Below are 15,066 nucleotides of genomic sequence, written 5' to 3'. Positions count from 1 at the left end.
GGGGCTCCGCGCCGATCCTGTCCGGCTCGGACGCGGCTGCCCGAACAGCGCCGGCCGCCGGGACGGCCCCGGAACGTGCCGAAGGGGCCGGGACCGGGTGCATTCCACCCGGTCCCGGCCCCTTCCGCTCACGGCCTCAGCTCACGCCCGCTGGCCCGGCAGGCTCGGACGTGCGTGGCCCGCCGCGTACATCTCGGCGCCGGACCTGACGGACTCCGGTGGCGAACCCGGCATGCCCGCGGTGGCGCGGCGCGCCCCCGCTGTGGCCTGGGCCGGCACGACGGCTTCCACCATCGACGCATGGCCCGGGTCGCCCTGCGGCCGGCGGGCGCGGTAGGCCGCCCGGTAGGCGGCCGGGGAGGACCCCAGCTGGCGCCGGAAGTGGCCGCGCAGCGCCACCGGGGAGCGGAAGCCGCAGCGGCCCGCGACCTCGTCGACCGAGTAGTCGGAGGTCTCGAGCAGCCGCTGCGCCTGCAGCACCCGCTGGGTGATCAGCCACTGGAGCGGCGCCGAACCGGTCAGCGAACGGAACCGGCGGTCGAACGTCCGGCGGCTCATGTACGCCCGCGCGGCCAGCGTCTCCACGTCGAACTGCTCGTGGAGGTGCTCCAGCGCCCAGGAAACGACCTCGGCCAGCGGGTCGGAGCCGATTTCCTCTGGTAAAGACCTGTCGAGATAGCGCTCCTGACCGCCGCTGCGACGCGGTGGGACGACCAGTCTGCGGGCGAGCGCTCCGGCTGCCTCCGTGCCGTGGTCGGTGCGCACTATGTGGAGGCAGAGGTCGATTCCGGCCGCTGTGCCCGCCGACGTGAGCACGTCCCCGTCGTCGACGAACAGTTCGCGTGGATCCACATGGACGGACGGATAACGCTTGGCCAGCGTCGGCGCGTACATCCAGTGGGTGGTCGCGGGGCGGCCGTCGAGCAGACCGGCCGCTGCGAGGACGAACGCCCCGGTGCACAGTCCGACGATGCGGGCGCCCTCCTCATGTGCCCGGCGCAGCGCATCGAGCGCTTCGGGCGGTGGCGGGGAGGTGATCGAGCGCCAGGCGGGCACGACGACGGTGCCCGCTCTGCTGATCGCCTCCAGGCCGTACGGCGTGGTCAGTTCCAGACCGCCGGTGGTGCGCAGCGGTCCCTCCTCACCACCGCACACAAGCAGGCGGTAGCGGGGAACTCCGGCGTCCTGACGGTCAATTCCGAACACCGAGAGTGGGATGGAACTTTCGAAAATAGGGCCGCCGCTGAACAGCAGCACCGCGACGACTTCCCGGCGCCGGCGGCCGGAAAGTTTCCGTGCTGCCTCCGGTGCGGCGGAGTCCTGACTCATGACGCTAAGCCCCCCTCGGTGTTCGCGTCTCCCCGTTCTTTTCGGGCCTTTCGCTCCTGCACGTTTCCCCTCGGTTTTGCACGAGTCCCGAGTCTTCGATACTCATGATCGAATCTACTGCGTCCCGTGGCGCCGACGTGACAAGTTCGGCATGCCCCGCTATGTCGACTTGGCAACTTGGCGCGATGCATTCGATCACGAAGCGTTCCACTCGACGGGCCCGCAGGGAAGGCCCCGTGGCGGGCATGGCCCGTCCCCGTAGGGTGCGGGCGCGCCGCTCGGTCCATTCCTGCCTGGTGGCAAGGGGGTTGGCAGGCCATTTCGGCAAGCCGACGCCGGTGGGGTGAAGTTGGCCGAAAACCGATGGGTGCGAGTGTGCGAACTCGTCATTCGCCGGCTGTGCTCCGTCGTCCGCGGTGCGTGCTCCGGCGCATGCTCTCCGGCGCGTGGGAGCGCCGGGCGCCCCCCGCTCCGACCGACCCTGCGCGGGCGCGCGCCGCTGACCGTTCCGACTGGCGCAGCAGCACGCGACAGGCGGTCGTCACGGCGGCGAGCCCGAGGGTCGCGGCGGCGGCCCCGCCGACCGACGTCCCGTACACGACCAGGACCACCGGGACGAGCAGGCAGGTGAACGCCGCCCAGCGCACCACGTCGCTCGCCGAATCCGACGAGAGGTCCGTCCGCACCGGAGCGGGTCCGGGTCCGGCGGGAGCGCCGGGGGGTGCAGGAGGGGCGGCAGGGCGCGTGGCCCGGCGCCGTCCGCGCCGCCGGGCCGGTGTGTGCGCGGGTGCAGGGGCGGACGGACGTGCGGGCACTCGGAACTCCTGGGGCGAGGCGGGGGGACGACTGGCCAACGAGAAGCGCAGTCATTCGGTCACTGCCCGCAGTGGCAGACGGCTGTAGAGGCCAACCGGCATTGCCATCCGGGGGCGGCCTCGGGCATGCTCCCTGGAATGCCGCGCATGCCGCGGCCGGGCCTGGGCAGGAGAGGAGTGGCGCCGTACCCTTGGGGGTATGGGGTTGGGAAGATGATTCCCGGACACCTCACCTGAGCCAAGCCAACCGACGCACCTTCTCAGACTCCCTCCCAAGAGGACGTTCCTCGCCGAGACATCGATGGCCGGTCACGAAATCCCCGAACCCGCGGACCGCAAGCAGGTAGCCGACCCCCTGTCGGACCTGCGGGCGGCCGAAGAAGCGTGCCATTCCTGCGATCCCGCGTTCCGGCACGGAGTCGTCGTCGGATTCGACGGATCGACGTCGAGTGAGCGCGCCCTCGCCTATGCCATCGGAATGGCGCGCAGGCTGGGTGCGGGACTGATCATCGTCCATGTCGCCAACCGGCTGCCCACCACGGTCTGGGCCGGCTGCGAGCCGCCCGTCTTCGTGGACGTCCCCGACCACCGCACCGAGGTGCTCGGGCTGGAGCTCGCCTGCGCCGACTATCTGACCGAGGTCCCCTGGATCCTGGTCGAGCGCGGCGGCGACATCTGTCACGAACTGGAAGAGGTCGGCCGGGAGTACTCGGCGGACGCGATCGTCGTCGGCTCCACGCACGGCCTCGTCGGCCGGATCTTCGGCTCGGTCGCGGGCCGTCTCGCGCGCCGCGCGCAGCGCCCCGTGATCGTCATCCCGTAGAGCCCGCCCCAGGCGTCGCTCCGGCCTCTTTGGACTCTCTGTCTCCGCAGATGAGGCAGCGTCAACTCGCCGTGCACGTACGGAAATCTACCCACCCGTAGCAGGTGGATTGTGCGCTTGTGAAGGGTACATAACGGTCGCTGGGATTGCAGCACGGAGCAGGACAACTGCACAGACAGGAAGGGAGCCCGCCGTGGACAACGGAGTCTCTGCGGGAAGCGCTGGTTCTACGTCGACCCTCGGTCATCTCGCCCTCGGGCTGACGCTGTTGGCGTTCGGCGTCGGCAGCACGGGAGTGATCGACAATGTCGCCGCGGCGGACGCCGCGGCTCTCGCGACCTGGGTGGGCGGGGTCGCGCTCTTCGTCCTCGGACTGCTCGAGTTCCGCGCGGGCAACGGCGGCACGGGCACCGCGTTCGCCGGTCTCGGCGCGTTCTGGTTCACCTGGGGCACGGGTGTCGGCACCGAGGTGTCGGCCGAGGCCTCGGGCCTGTTCCTGCTGCTGTGGGCGCTGCTCGCGCTGACGCTGACGGCCGCCGCCTCCGGCAGCGGCGTGTTGGGCCAGGGCGTGTACGGGCTGCTGTGCCTGTCGCTGCTCCTCGGCGGCATAGCCGCCTTCGCCGGCAACGACGGGCTCGCCAAGGCGGGCGGCTGGGTCGGCGCGGTCGCCGGACTGGTCGCCTGGTACGGCGCGACGGCGGCACTCGCCAAGTGGCCCACGTTCTCCGGGCGCGCTGCCGGCCGGGGGGTGACGGCCACCGGTTGAGGCCCGCGGGCCTGACGGCAGCTCTGGAGGCCGGCGCGAAGGGTTGCGCGCCGGCCGGCAAAAGGAACGCCCCCTGTGTGCTGGTGGCACGCACAGGGGGCGTTCTCGTGTCGCGGCAGCGGCGGGCTGCTACTCCACCGTGACCGACTTGGCGAGGTTGCGCGGCTTGTCGATGTCCCGGCCGAGCGCCAACGCCGTGTGGTAGGCGAGGAGTTGCAGCGGGATGCCCATCAGGATCGGGTCCAGCTCGTCCTCGTTCTTCGGCACCACGATGGTGTGGTCGGCCTTCTCCTGCTCGCGGTGGGCGACGGCGAGTATCCGGCCGGAGCGGGCCTTGATCTCCTCCAGCGCGGCGCGGTTCTTCTCCAGCAGCTCGTCGTCGGGGACGATCGCCACCGTCGGCAGTGCGGGCTCGATCAGCGCGAGCGGGCCGTGCTTCAGCTCGGAGGCCGGGTAGGCCTCGGCGTGGATGTAGGAGATCTCCTTGAGCTTCAGGGAGGCCTCCAGCGCCACCGGGTAGCCGCGCACCCGGCCGATGAACATCATCGACTTGGCGTCCGCGTACTGCTCGGCCAGCTTCTTGATCTCGCCCTCGGACTCGAGGATCTCGCTGATCTGCGCGGGCAGCTTGCGCAGGCCCTCGATGATCCGCTTGCCCTCGGCGACGGACAGGTCGCGGATGCGGCCCAGGTGCAGGGCGATCAGTGCGAAGGCGACGACCGTGTTGGTGAAGCACTTCGTGGAGACGACGCAGACCTCGGGGCCGGCGTGGACGTAGGTGCCGCCGTCCGCCTCGCGGGCGATCGCCGAGCCGACGACGTTGACGACGCCGAGGACACGGCCGCCCTTGCGCTTGAGCTCCTGGACGGCGGCGAGCACGTCGTAGGTCTCACCGGACTGCGAGACGGCGATGTAGAGGGTGTCCGGGTCGACGACCGGGTTGCGGTAGCGGAACTCGGAGGCCGGCTCTGCGTCCGCGGGGATGCGGGCCAGGGACTCGATGAGCCCTGCGCCGATCAGACCCGCGTGGTACGAGGTGCCGCAGCCGAGGATCTTCACGCGGCGGATGCCACGCGCCTCGCGGGCGTCCAGGTTCAGTCCGCCCAGGTGCACGGTGTTGAACCGGTCGTCGATCCGGCCGCGCAGCACACGGTCGACCGCGTCGGGCTGCTCGCTGATCTCCTTGTGCATGTACGTGTCGTGGCCGCCCATGTCGTACGACTCGGCCTCCCACTCCACGGTGGTCGGCGTCGCCGTCGTGGTCGAGCCCTCGGTGGTGTACGTGCGGAAGTCGTCGGCCTTGAGGGTGGCCATCTCGCCGTCGTCGAGGGTGACGACCTGGCGGGTGTGGGTGACCAGCGCGGCGACGTCGGAGGCGACGAACATCTCCTTCTCGCCGATGCCGAGGACGACGGGGGAGCCGTTGCGGGCCACAACGATGCGGTCGGGGAAGTCGGCGTGCATGACGGCGATGCCGTACGTGCCCTCGATCAGCTTGAGCGCCTGGCGGACCTTCTCCTCCAGGCTCTCGGCCTGGGAGCGGGCGACGAGGTGGGTGAGCACCTCGGTGTCGGTCTCGGAGGCGAAGACGACGCCGTCGGCCTCGAGCTTGGCGCGCAGCTCGGAGGCGTTGTCGATGATGCCGTTGTGGACGACGGCGACCTGGTTGTCGGGGGACAGGTGCGGATGGGCGTTCTCGTCGCTCGGGGCGCCGTGGGTGGCCCAGCGGGTGTGGGCGATGCCGGTGGTGCCGGCGAAGCGCTTGGGGACGCGGGCCTCCAGCTCGCGGACACGGCCCTTGGCCTTGACCATCTTCAGGGCGGCCGACTTGGGGCTGTTGATCACCACGCCCGCCGAGTCGTAACCCCGGTACTCCAACCGCTGCAGGCCTTCCAGCAGCAGCGGAGCCACATCACGCTTGCCGATGTATCCGACAATTCCGCACATAAAGTCTCTGCCCCTCCGTAGTTCAGGTGTGTGCTCGGTCCCGACGGCCGGCTGGTCAGCCGTAGACGATCCGGCGCAGCTGGCGGAGCGAGAGCTCCGGCGGTGCAACGGCGCGGTGCGGCAACTCGGCCGCGATCCGCTCGAAGATCGTGGCGTTCACCGCACCGCCGGACTGCAGCTCGCGATGGCGGCGCCGGACGTACTCCTCGGTCGTCTCGTCGAAGTACGCCAGAACGTCCAGCACCACCCGGGCCGCTTCACCGCGCTGGAGCGCGGTGCTGCGCACCAGATGGTCCACGAGGTCGTCGTGTGACGACGGGCGTTGTCCGAGCACCAGTAGATACTGGAGGGCGACCTCCCGGCTTTGCAAGAATCCTGCCCGATTCCGGGCAGGACATCGGTCACACTGGCCGGCGCGCGTCCTCGCCGGGAAACAGGGGAGTGGTCTACACCTTGACCGCGGTTGGGGCGCGCGGTACGCATGGTGACGGCACGGATGCTCAGCGCGCGGACGAGACCCCGGCGAAGGGACCCCCTGTGAGTCAGCCCGCACCGATTCCCCGACTGCTCGGATCGTTGTTGCTCCTGGCGGCGGCCACTTTGTCCGGCGCCTCGGCCTCCGGCCTCGCGGCCGCCCCCGCCGGGGCAGCGCCCGCCCCCGAGCCGGCGGTCCGGCCCCTGGGGCAGATCGTCCCCGTGCCCGCCTCCGTACGGCCCGGCGGCTCGCCCTTCACCCTCACGCCGACGACCTCTATCCGTACCGACGGCTCCCGCGAGGCGCGGGCCGTCGGCGAGCAGCTCGCCCGGGTGCTCCGCCCCTCCACCGGCTACGCACTGCCCGTCACGGCCCGTGGGCCGGCCGGTGCCATCCGGCTGCGGCTGGAGGGCGACGAGCGTGCCCTGGGTGACGAGGGCTACCGGCTGGAGTCCTCCCGCGGCGGGCTGACCATCACCGCGCGGCGGGCCGCCGGTCTCTTCCACGGTGTGCAGACGCTCCGCCAGCTGCTGCCGTCCCGCGTGGAGAAGGACAGCCGCCAGCCCGGCCCCTGGAAGGTCGCGGGCGGCACGATCACGGACACCCCGCGCTACGCGCACCGCGGCACCATGCTCGACGTCTCGCGCCACTTCCTGACCGTCGGCCAGGTCAAGCGCTACATCGACAACATCTCCCTCTACAAGATCAACAAGCTGCATCTGCATCTCTCCGACGACCAGGGCTGGCGCATCGCCATCGACTCCTGGCCGCGGCTCGCGACCTACGGCGGCTCCACGCAGGTCGGCGGCGGACCGGGCGGCCACTACACCAAGGCGCAGTACAAGGACATCCTCCGCTACGCGGCCGACCACCATGTGGAGGTCGTCCCGGAGATCGACATGCCCGGCCACACCAACGCGGCTCTCGCCTCGTACGCCGAGCTGAACTGCGACGGCGTCGCCCCTCCGCTCTACACGGGCACCTCCGTCGGCTTCAGCTCCCTGTGCGTGCCCAAGGAGGTGACGTACGACTTCGTGGACGACGTGATCCGCGAGCTCGCCGCGCTCACCCCCGGCAAGTACCTCCACATCGGCGGCGACGAGGCGCACTCCACCAGCCATGAGGACTATGTGGCGTTCATGGACCGGGTGCAGCCGGTCGTCGCCGAGTACGGCAAGTCCGTGGTCGGCTGGCACCAGCTGACCGGTGCCACCCCGGCCAAGGGCGCGATCGCCCAGTACTGGGGACTCGACAGCACCAGTCAGGCGGAGAAGGAGCAGGTCACGAAGGCCGCGCAGAACGGCACCCGGCTGGTCCTGTCGCCCGCCGACCGGGTCTACCTCGACATGAAGTACAACAAGGACACCGTGCTGGGTCTGGCCTGGGCCGGCTATGTCGAGGTGCAGCGCTCCTACGACTGGGACCCGGGCAGCTATCTGCCGGGCGTGCCCGCGGACGCGATCGCGGGGGTCGAGGCGCCGCTGTGGACGGAGACGATCTCCACGGACGCGCACATCGACCACATGGCGTTCCCGCGGCTGCCCGGCGTCGCCGAGCTCGGCTGGTCCCCGGCGGACACGCACGACTGGAACGACTACAAGGTCCGGCTCGCGGCGCAGGGGCCGCGGATGGAGGCGCTCGGTATCGACTTCTACCGCCCGTCGCAGGTTCCCTGGCCGTCGGCGGAGCAGTGACCTGAAGACGGGCGCCCGGGAGGGACCGTGTCCCGGGCGCCCGCCTGCTCAGTGGGCGAACCGCGCGATCGGGTTCTTCAGGGTGCCGACGAACTGCAGCGCCCCGGACGGGTCCGCCAGGTCCACCATCTGCTCGTTGTTGCGCAGCTGGAGCCGGTTCAGGCACGACAGCGTGAACTCGTCCGCGAACATGTCGTACTGGGCGAACTTGTCCGCCAGTTCCGGCACCGACTCCTGGTAGGCGTGCACGCACTCGGCGACCGTGCGCCAGAAGTCGTCCTCGTCCAGCACGCCCTCGGCGGCGAGGGTCGCGCCCAGGAACCGCAGGAAGCAGTCGAAGACGTCCGTGAAGATGGAAAGGATCTTCGTGTCCTCGGGCACCTCCACCCGGATGCGCTCGACGGTCGGCGGCAGGACCGCGTCGACGTCCATGACCGCGATCTCCTCGGCGATGTCCTTGAAGATCGCCCGCTCGACCGCGCCGTTCTCGCCGAGGACGAGGACGACGTTCTCGCCGTGCGGCATGAAGACCAGGTCGTACGCGTAGAAGCTGTGCAGCACCGGCAGCAGATAGGCGTCGAGGTAGCGGCGCAGCCAGACGGCGGGTGCGAGGCCCGACTCGGCGACGAGCGCGCCCGCGAACGACGCGCCCTCGTGGTCGACGTGCAGCAGCGAGGCCATGGTGGCGAGCCGCTGCCCCTCCTCCAGCGTGGGCACCGGGCTCTCCCGCCACAGGGCGGCGAGCATCTTGCGGTACGGGGAGTACCGGTCGGTCGCGGCCTCGTACTCGAGGTGCCGGTAGCCGACCGCCGCACGTTCGCGGATGATCGAGAAGCGGGCCGCCTTCAGCACGTCGTCGCCGTCGATCAGGTTCGCCAGCCAGTCGTTGATGGCCGGGGTCGCCTCCATGTACGCGGCGGACAGGCCGCGCATGAAGCCCATGTTGAGGACGGACATCGCCGTCTTCACATAGTGCTTGGCCGGGTCGGCGGTGTTGAAGAAGGTCCGGATCGACTGCTGCGCGAGGTAGGTGTCGTCGCCCGTGCCGAGGAACACCAGGCGCTCCTGGGCGATCTCGGCGGCGAAGGTGACCGACAGTTTGTTCCACCACTGCCAGGGGTGGGCGGGCATCAGCAGATAGTCGGCGAGGTCCAGGCCGCGGTCGGCGAGGATCTTGGCGAAGCCGTCGACCGCCGCGTCGCCCAGTTCGGCGCGTATGAACGTCTCGTACTCGATGTCCGCGCCCGCCGTGAACGTGGTGCGGTCGCGGCGGGCGGCCAGCCACACCAGATGGATGCCGGTCGCCGCCTCGGGGGCGTACGCGTGGTACTCGTCGATACCGAAGCCGAGCCGGCCGTTGTTGGCGACGAAGCAGGGGTGGCCCTCGGTCATGCCGGTCTCGATCGCCTGGAAGTCCGCCTTCGCGAGCTCGGCCGCCGGGATCTGCGGTTTGGCCGACTTGTAGGCCGTGCCGGACAGGGTGGAGGAGATCTCCTCCAGATACACCGGCAGGATCGCGTCGCTCAGCCCGAGTGAGCCGCGCATCTCGATGATGAACTGCAGGGCGTCCAGCGGCAGTTGCTCGCCGTCACGATGGCGGGTGAGCGAATCGGCGTACACCTGCCAGTGGTCGAGGGCGAACCGGTCGGCGGTGAAGCGGTACTCGGTCGCGGCGTCGTCGCTCAGGACGAGGTAACGGCCGTCCCCGAGCGCCTCGGGGGTCAGCAGCCGCTCGTGCGTGAACTCGGCGAGCGCCTTGCGCACCAGGAGCCGGTTGGCGAGGGCCCAGCGGTCGGGGGTGAGGTGGGCGACGGGGTTCATGCGGTGCCCTCCGTGGCGGCGAGGAACTGTGCGCGGGTGCAGAAGCTCAGCAGTGCTTCCTTCTCCGGCTTGACGATCTTCTCGACCGGGACGAATCCGACGGCCTCGTTGAGCGCGTGCACGGCCGTGTTGCCGACGTCGGGCTCGACGACGACCCGCTCCGTGGCCGGGTCGGCGAACAGCTCCCGCATCACGGCGGTGATGACGGCGCGGGTGAAGCCGTGCACCGGGGTGTCGGTCGGCGCGACGAGGAAGTGCATGCCGACGTCGCCGGGTTCGGGTTCGTAGAGCCCCACCAGCTCCACGTACCGGGGGTCGTAGCTCTCCATCAGGAACGCGGGCTCGCCGTCGCGGAGTCCGATGAACGCGTGGTGGTGCTCGTGCGCCGCTATGCGCATGTACTCGCGCTCGACGTCCTCGAGTCTGGCGTCCTGCATCATCCAGAAGGCGGCCTTGGGGTGGGTGACCCAGCCGTGCAGCAGCCCGGCGTCCCCGAGGGGGTCGAGCGGCCGGACGGTGAGGGTGCCGACGGAGGTGGTGCTCATACGGAAAACTCCTGGAACGCGATGGACTTCTCTACGGCGTAGTACTCGCTGCCCAGCAGCTCGCCGATGATGTAGGCGTTGCGGTAGGCGCCCATGCCCAGGTCGGGCGAGGTGATCGAGTGCGTGTGGACGCCCGCGTTCTGCAGGAAGATCTCCCGGCCCGCGGTGTCGATCGAGTAGTTGCGGGCGACGTCGAAGCGGCCGTGGCCGTCGAGGCGGATCCGGTCGGCGACCGGCTTGAGGAAGTCCGGGGTGACGTACTTGTAGCCGGTGGCGAGGATCAGACCCTCGGTGTGCAGCTCGTAGTCCTTGCCCTGCTCCTCCTGGCGCAGGCCCAGCGTGTACGTACCGTTCTCGTACGACGCCGTGTGCAGCGCGGAGTTGCTGAGCAGACGGGTGGGGACCGGGCCGGCCAGGTTCTTCTGGTAGAGCAGATCGAAGATCGCGTCGATCAGCTCCGAGTCGATGCCCTTGAACAGGCCCTTCTGCTGGGACTCGAGTCTGTAGCGGGTCGCCTCCGGCAGCGCGTGGAAGTAGTCGATGTACTCCGGGGACGTCATCTCGAGCGTGAGTTTGGTGTACTCCAGCGGGAAGAAGCGCGGGGAGCGGGTGACCCAGTTCAGGCGGTAGCCGTGGACGTCGATCTCGGAGAGCAGGTCGTAGTAGATCTCCGCCGCGCTCTGGCCGCTGCCGACGAGGGTGATCGACTCTTTCTTCTGCAGCGCCTCCTTGTGCTCCATGTACCGCGAGTTGTGCAGCAGGTCGCCGCCGAGGTCCCGGCAGGACTCGGGGAGGTACGGCGGGGTGCCGGTGCCGAGCACGATGCGGCGGGCCGTGAATACGTCGTCGGCGGTGCGCACCACGTACACCTCGCCCTCTTCGTCGTACGACACCGAGGTGACGGTGGTGTTGAAGCGGACGCTGCGCAGCTTGGCGGCGGCCCAGCGGCAGTAGTCGTTGTACTCGGTCCGCAGCGGATAGAAGTTCTCGCGGATGTAGAACGAGTACAGCCGGCCCTTCTCCTTCAGGTAGTTGAGGAAGGAGTACGGCGAGGTGGGGTCGGCCAGGGTGACCAGGTCGGACATGAACGGCGTCTGCAGGTGCGCGCCGTCGAGGAACATGCCCGAGTGCCACTCGAAGTCAGGCTTGGACTCGAGGAACAGCCCGTCGAGCTCGTCGATCGGATCGGTCAGGCAGGCGAGGCCGAGGTTGAACGGACCCAGTCCGATACCGATGAAATCAAGAGGCGTGGACAAGGTTCTCTCCAAGGAACTTCTCGGCGTGGCCGGCGATCAGGTCGAGTACGGCGGCGATGTCGTCCGTCGTCGTCTCGGGGTTGAGCAGGGTGAACTTCAGGTACTGGCGTCCGGCGACCTTCGTGCCCGCGACCACGGCCTCGCCGGAGGCGAACAGTGCCTTGCGGGCGTGCAGGTTGGCCCGGTCGATGAGCGCGGGGCTGGTGACGGACTCCGGGATGTAGCGGTAGACGAGGGTGGAGAGCTGCGGCTGCACGACCACGTCGTAGCGCGGGTCGGCGGCGAGCAGTTCCCAGCCGGCCGAGGCGAGGTCGCACACCTCGTCGAAGAGCTGCCCGATGCCGTCGGCGCCCATCACCCGCAGCGTCATCCACAGCTTGAGCGCGTCGAAGCGGCGGGTGGTCTGCAGGGACTTGTCGACCTGGTTGGGGATCCTCTCCTCGATCGTGCGCCGGGGGTTGAGGTAGTCCGCGTGGTAGGTGGCGTGGCGGAGGGTGGCCGCGTCACGCACCAGCACGGCGGACGAACTCACCGGCTGGAAGAAGGACTTGTGGTAGTCGACCGTGACGGAGTCCGCGTGCTCGATGCCTTCGAGGAGGTGACGGCGGGTGGGGGAGGCGAGCAGCCCGCAGCCGTACGCGGCGTCCACGTGCATCCAGGTGCCGTACTGCTCCGCCAGTTTCGCGATCTCGGGCATCGGGTCGATGGAGCCGAAGTCGGTGGTGCCGGCGGTCGCGACGATCGCCATGGGGACCAGGCCCTCGCTGACGCAGCCCATCAGCTCCGTCTCCAGCGCCACGGTCTGCATGCGCTTGGTGCGGTCGACGGGGATCGAGACGACCGCGTCGGGGCCGAGACCGAGCAGCGTGGCGGACTTCTGGACGCTGAAGTGGCTGCACTCGGAGGTGAAGATGCGCAGCTTCGCCAGGTCGGTCGTCTTGGCCTCCTGGCGGGCGAGCAGCAGCGCCTGGAGGTTGGACTGTGTGCCCCCGGAGGTGAACACGCCGTCGGCGGCCGGGCCGAGGCCGATCCGCTGCGTGGTCCAGTCGATCAGCTTGCGCTCGATGAGCGTGCCGCCCGCGCTCTGGTCCCAGGTGTCCAGCGAGGAGTTGACCGCGGACAGGACCGCTTCGCCGAGTACGGCGGGTATGACGACCGGGCAGTTGAGATGGGCGAGGTAGCGCGGGCTGTGGAAGTAGACCGCGTCGCGCAGGTACACGTCCTCCAACTCGTCGAGGGCGGCCGAGGCATCGCCGAGCGGCCGGTCGAGGTCGACCGCGGAGATCACCGGTGCCAGCTGGTCGGGGGTGATTCCCGTGAACGGCCGCCGGGTGGTGGCGAGTCGGTTCGCCATCCGCTCGACTCCTTCGGTCACGGAGCGCCGGTAGAGCTCGGCCGTCGTGTCGTTCAGCAGATGCGCGCGCATGCAATGTCCTCCCGGGGGCGGGGACTTGGTCGCTTCCTCAGGGGACAGGGAAGAGGCGAGGAACGACGTCTTAGTAAGGTTAGCCTAACCTAACTTTGACCTTGAACCTCGCCCCTCCCGGGGTGCGACGTGTGCTGTTGTTCACACGGGCCGGCGCCCGCCTGCGGGTCAGTCGGACTCGGGCTGCTCGCGCAGACCGTCCTCACTCAGCCCCCGCTTCCAGTAGCCGACGAACGTGACCCTGCGGCGGTCGATCCCGCGGTCGTTCACCAGATGCCGGCGCAGCGCCTTGACGCTGCCCGACTCGCCCGCGATCCATGCGTACGGCGTACCTTCGGGCAACTCGGCGGCGGCCACTGCCTCCAGCGCGGACGGGGCGTTCTCGTCCCGCACCAGCCAGGTGATCTCCGCGTCCGCGTCCGTGCTCAGGGGCAGCCGGTCGCCCGCGTGGGGAACCTCCAGCCACACCTTGGCCCGTGTGCCCTTCGGCAGCCACTCCAGGATCGCCGACGCGGCCGGCAGCGCGGTGTCGTCCGCCCAGATCAGCACCCAGTCGGTGTCCTCGGGCGGCCGGCAGCGCACCCCGGTGTTGTCGGCGACGGCCGGACCGAGCACCGTCACGCGGCGGCCCGGCTCGGCGGCGAGCGCCCAGCGGCACGCAGGTCCGCCGTCCTCGTGCACGGCGAAGTCGATGTCGACCTCGCCGTCCTCCGTGCGCTGCTCCCGCACGGTGTACGAACGCATCACGGCCCGTACGTCGTCGGGCAGCGCACGCCACGCGCCGAGGATCGCGTACATGTCGCCCGCGTCCAGGGGCAGGACGGGAGCGTCCTGGCCCGGGTGCGGAAGGAAGAGCGAGAGCGACTGGTCGCGGCCGCCGGCCGCGAAGCCGTCGAGGCTGCCGTCGACCCCGGTGAAGGTGACCCGCACGAGCGACGGGCCGAGCCGCCTCGTCCGGGCGACCTGGAGGTCGAAGAAACGGAACGGGGCGGGCTCGGCCTGTGTCGTCATCGTCAGGCGGCCTTCTTGGCGTTCTCGATGGCCTTGGCCAGGTCCTCGAGGATCGGCGCGCACTTGTCGTACGAGTAGATCGGCTCGGTGACGCGCGGGAAGACCTGCCCGGCCTTGACGGCGGGGAGCTTCGCCCAGGTCGGCTTGGCCTTCAGGGCGTCGGCCTGCAGGGTGCCGGTGCGGTTGTCCAGGATGATGATGTCGGCGTCGTACTTGCCGGCGTTCTCCCAGCTGAGCTCCTCGAAGAAGCCCTGGGCGTTCGGCTTCGGCTCGACGAACTTCACGCCCAGCTCCTGGAAGTAGAGCGTGTCCGCGGACATCTTCGGGACCGAGACGTAGAAGAGGTCCTGGCTGCCGGAGCCGATGAGCACCTTGATCTCCGGCTTGGACTTGGCGGCCTGGCGCAGCCGCTCGGCGGCCTTCTCGAAGCGGGCCTTGGCGTCCGTGGCCTTCTTGGACTTCAGGTCGCCGCCGAGGGACTCCGCCAGCTCCGCGTGTCGCTGCAGCGCCTTGGCCATCGTGGTCTCGGCCGCCCACAGCAGCACGCTGGGCGCGACCTTCATGATCTTGTCCTTGGACTGCGGCGGGACGTACCACGGGTCGTCCTTGGCCCACATGTTGGTGATGAGCAGCTCGGGGCCGAGCGCCGCGTACTTCTCGATCTTGAACTCGCCGTAGACGTTGCCGATGATCTCGACCTTGTTCACGTCGAGGTCGCCGGCCTGGACGTCGGGCTTCCCGTCCGGGGTCTTGGTCGGACCGAAGACGCCCTTGACCTTGACGCCGTAGTCGTGGAGGGCGGCGGCCGTGCCGGTGAAGGCGACGATGTTCTTCGGCGCGGACTTCAGTTCCACCTTGGTGCCGCGGTCGTCCGTGAAGGACCACGGTCCCGACTTCGCGGTGTCCTTGCCCGAGTCCTTGGCGTCGTCCTTGCCGCAGGCGGCGAGTGCGACGCCGAGCCCGAGGGCGCCGCCGGCGGCGATGAGGCCGCGGCGAGTGAGGTGGGTAGCTCGGGCGTTGGGCATGATGATGTCCGCTTCCGTACGTGCCGATTCGGCCACTGGCCAGGTTCGAAGGTAGGTTAGCCTAACCTCAGAAGTTGTCCAGAGGCGGCCTGCCGCAATGGTGTCCGGCAGGACGTGATCTTGGACACGCGGC

Annotated in this window: 13 protein-coding genes; 3 read left to right on the top strand and 10 right to left on the bottom strand. The window is 69.6% G+C overall.

Going from position 1 to position 15,066, the window contains the following annotated elements:
- Positions 1–141: 141 nt before the first annotated feature.
- Both AC067Z_RS06660 and AC067Z_RS06655 read right to left on the bottom strand, forming a co-directional pair.
- Positions 142–1,329 carry a helix-turn-helix domain-containing protein gene (locus AC067Z_RS06660; protein ID WP_478788354.1) on the bottom strand — a complete coding sequence of 396 codons (1,188 nt, stop codon included), beginning with the start codon at positions 1,327–1,329 and terminating at the stop codon, positions 142–144.
- 386 nt (positions 1,330–1,715) lie between these two features.
- Positions 1,716–2,015 carry a hypothetical protein gene (locus tag AC067Z_RS06655; RefSeq protein ID WP_478788353.1) on the bottom strand — a complete coding sequence of 100 codons (300 nt, stop codon included), beginning with the start codon at positions 2,013–2,015 and terminating at the stop codon, positions 1,716–1,718.
- A gap of 430 nt (positions 2,016–2,445) precedes the next feature.
- Here AC067Z_RS06655 and AC067Z_RS06650 point away from each other — a divergent pair, with 430 nt between their 5' ends.
- Positions 2,446–2,967 (top strand): universal stress protein, encoded by a 522-nt coding sequence (locus AC067Z_RS06650; RefSeq protein WP_478788352.1) that lies wholly within the window; start codon positions 2,446–2,448, stop codon positions 2,965–2,967.
- A gap of 193 nt (positions 2,968–3,160) precedes the next feature.
- On the top strand, positions 3,161–3,733 hold the full coding sequence (locus AC067Z_RS06645) for a GPR1/FUN34/YaaH family transporter (RefSeq protein ID WP_478788351.1): 573 nt from the start codon (positions 3,161–3,163) through the stop codon (positions 3,731–3,733).
- A 129-nt stretch (positions 3,734–3,862) separates the two neighbouring features.
- Here the strand turns inward: AC067Z_RS06645 and glmS are convergent, their stop codons facing one another.
- Together glmS and AC067Z_RS06635 are read right to left on the bottom strand one after the other, a co-directional pair.
- Positions 3,863–5,680, bottom strand: a complete 1,818-nt coding sequence (glmS, locus tag AC067Z_RS06640; protein WP_478788350.1) for a glutamine--fructose-6-phosphate transaminase (isomerizing) — start codon at positions 5,678–5,680, stop codon at positions 3,863–3,865.
- Positions 5,681–5,735: 55 nt separating this feature from the next.
- Positions 5,736–6,014, bottom strand: a complete 279-nt coding sequence (locus AC067Z_RS06635) for a hypothetical protein (RefSeq protein WP_478788349.1) — start codon at positions 6,012–6,014, stop codon at positions 5,736–5,738.
- Between the two features lie 203 nt (positions 6,015–6,217).
- Here AC067Z_RS06635 and AC067Z_RS06630 point away from each other — a divergent pair, with 203 nt between their 5' ends.
- Entirely contained in the window at positions 6,218–7,849 is a 1,632-nt protein-coding gene (locus tag AC067Z_RS06630) for a beta-N-acetylhexosaminidase (protein ID WP_478788348.1), read from the top strand.
- 48 nt (positions 7,850–7,897) lie between these two features.
- Here AC067Z_RS06630 and AC067Z_RS06625 read toward each other — a convergent pair whose 3' ends face one another.
- The 6 genes from AC067Z_RS06625 to AC067Z_RS06600 all read right to left on the bottom strand — a co-directional run bounded on the left by AC067Z_RS06625 (position 7,898) and on the right by AC067Z_RS06600 (position 14,933).
- Positions 7,898–9,670 (bottom strand): IucA/IucC family protein, encoded by a 1,773-nt coding sequence (locus tag AC067Z_RS06625; RefSeq protein ID WP_478788347.1) that lies wholly within the window; start codon positions 9,668–9,670, stop codon positions 7,898–7,900.
- Positions 9,667–10,215 carry a GNAT family N-acetyltransferase gene (locus AC067Z_RS06620; RefSeq protein WP_478788346.1) on the bottom strand — a complete coding sequence of 183 codons (549 nt, stop codon included), beginning with the start codon at positions 10,213–10,215 and terminating at the stop codon, positions 9,667–9,669. The genes AC067Z_RS06625 and AC067Z_RS06620 overlap by 4 nt, the downstream gene beginning before the upstream one ends.
- Positions 10,212–11,471, bottom strand: coding sequence for a lysine N(6)-hydroxylase/L-ornithine N(5)-oxygenase family protein (locus AC067Z_RS06615; RefSeq protein ID WP_478788345.1), 1,260 nt, complete (start codon positions 11,469–11,471; stop codon positions 10,212–10,214). Before AC067Z_RS06615 ends, AC067Z_RS06620 begins: the two co-directional genes overlap by 4 nt.
- The gene (locus AC067Z_RS06610; protein ID WP_478788344.1) at positions 11,455–12,897 is read right to left on the bottom strand and encodes a pyridoxal phosphate-dependent decarboxylase family protein; all 1,443 of its coding nucleotides are present in this window, start codon (positions 12,895–12,897) and stop codon (positions 11,455–11,457) included. The genes AC067Z_RS06615 and AC067Z_RS06610 overlap by 17 nt, the downstream gene beginning before the upstream one ends.
- A 168-nt stretch (positions 12,898–13,065) precedes the next feature.
- Complete coding sequence (locus AC067Z_RS06605) at positions 13,066–13,908, bottom strand: siderophore-interacting protein (protein WP_478788343.1); 843 nt, start codon at positions 13,906–13,908, stop codon at positions 13,066–13,068.
- A 2-nt stretch (positions 13,909–13,910) separates the two neighbouring features.
- Complete coding sequence (locus tag AC067Z_RS06600) at positions 13,911–14,933, bottom strand: ABC transporter substrate-binding protein (protein WP_478788342.1); 1,023 nt, start codon at positions 14,931–14,933, stop codon at positions 13,911–13,913.
- Between the last annotated feature and the right edge of the window lie 133 nt (positions 14,934–15,066).

It is taken from the genome of Streptomyces sp. NPDC043812 (genome assembly GCF_056436245.1).
This window is presented reverse-complemented; position numbering and strand designations above follow the sequence as displayed.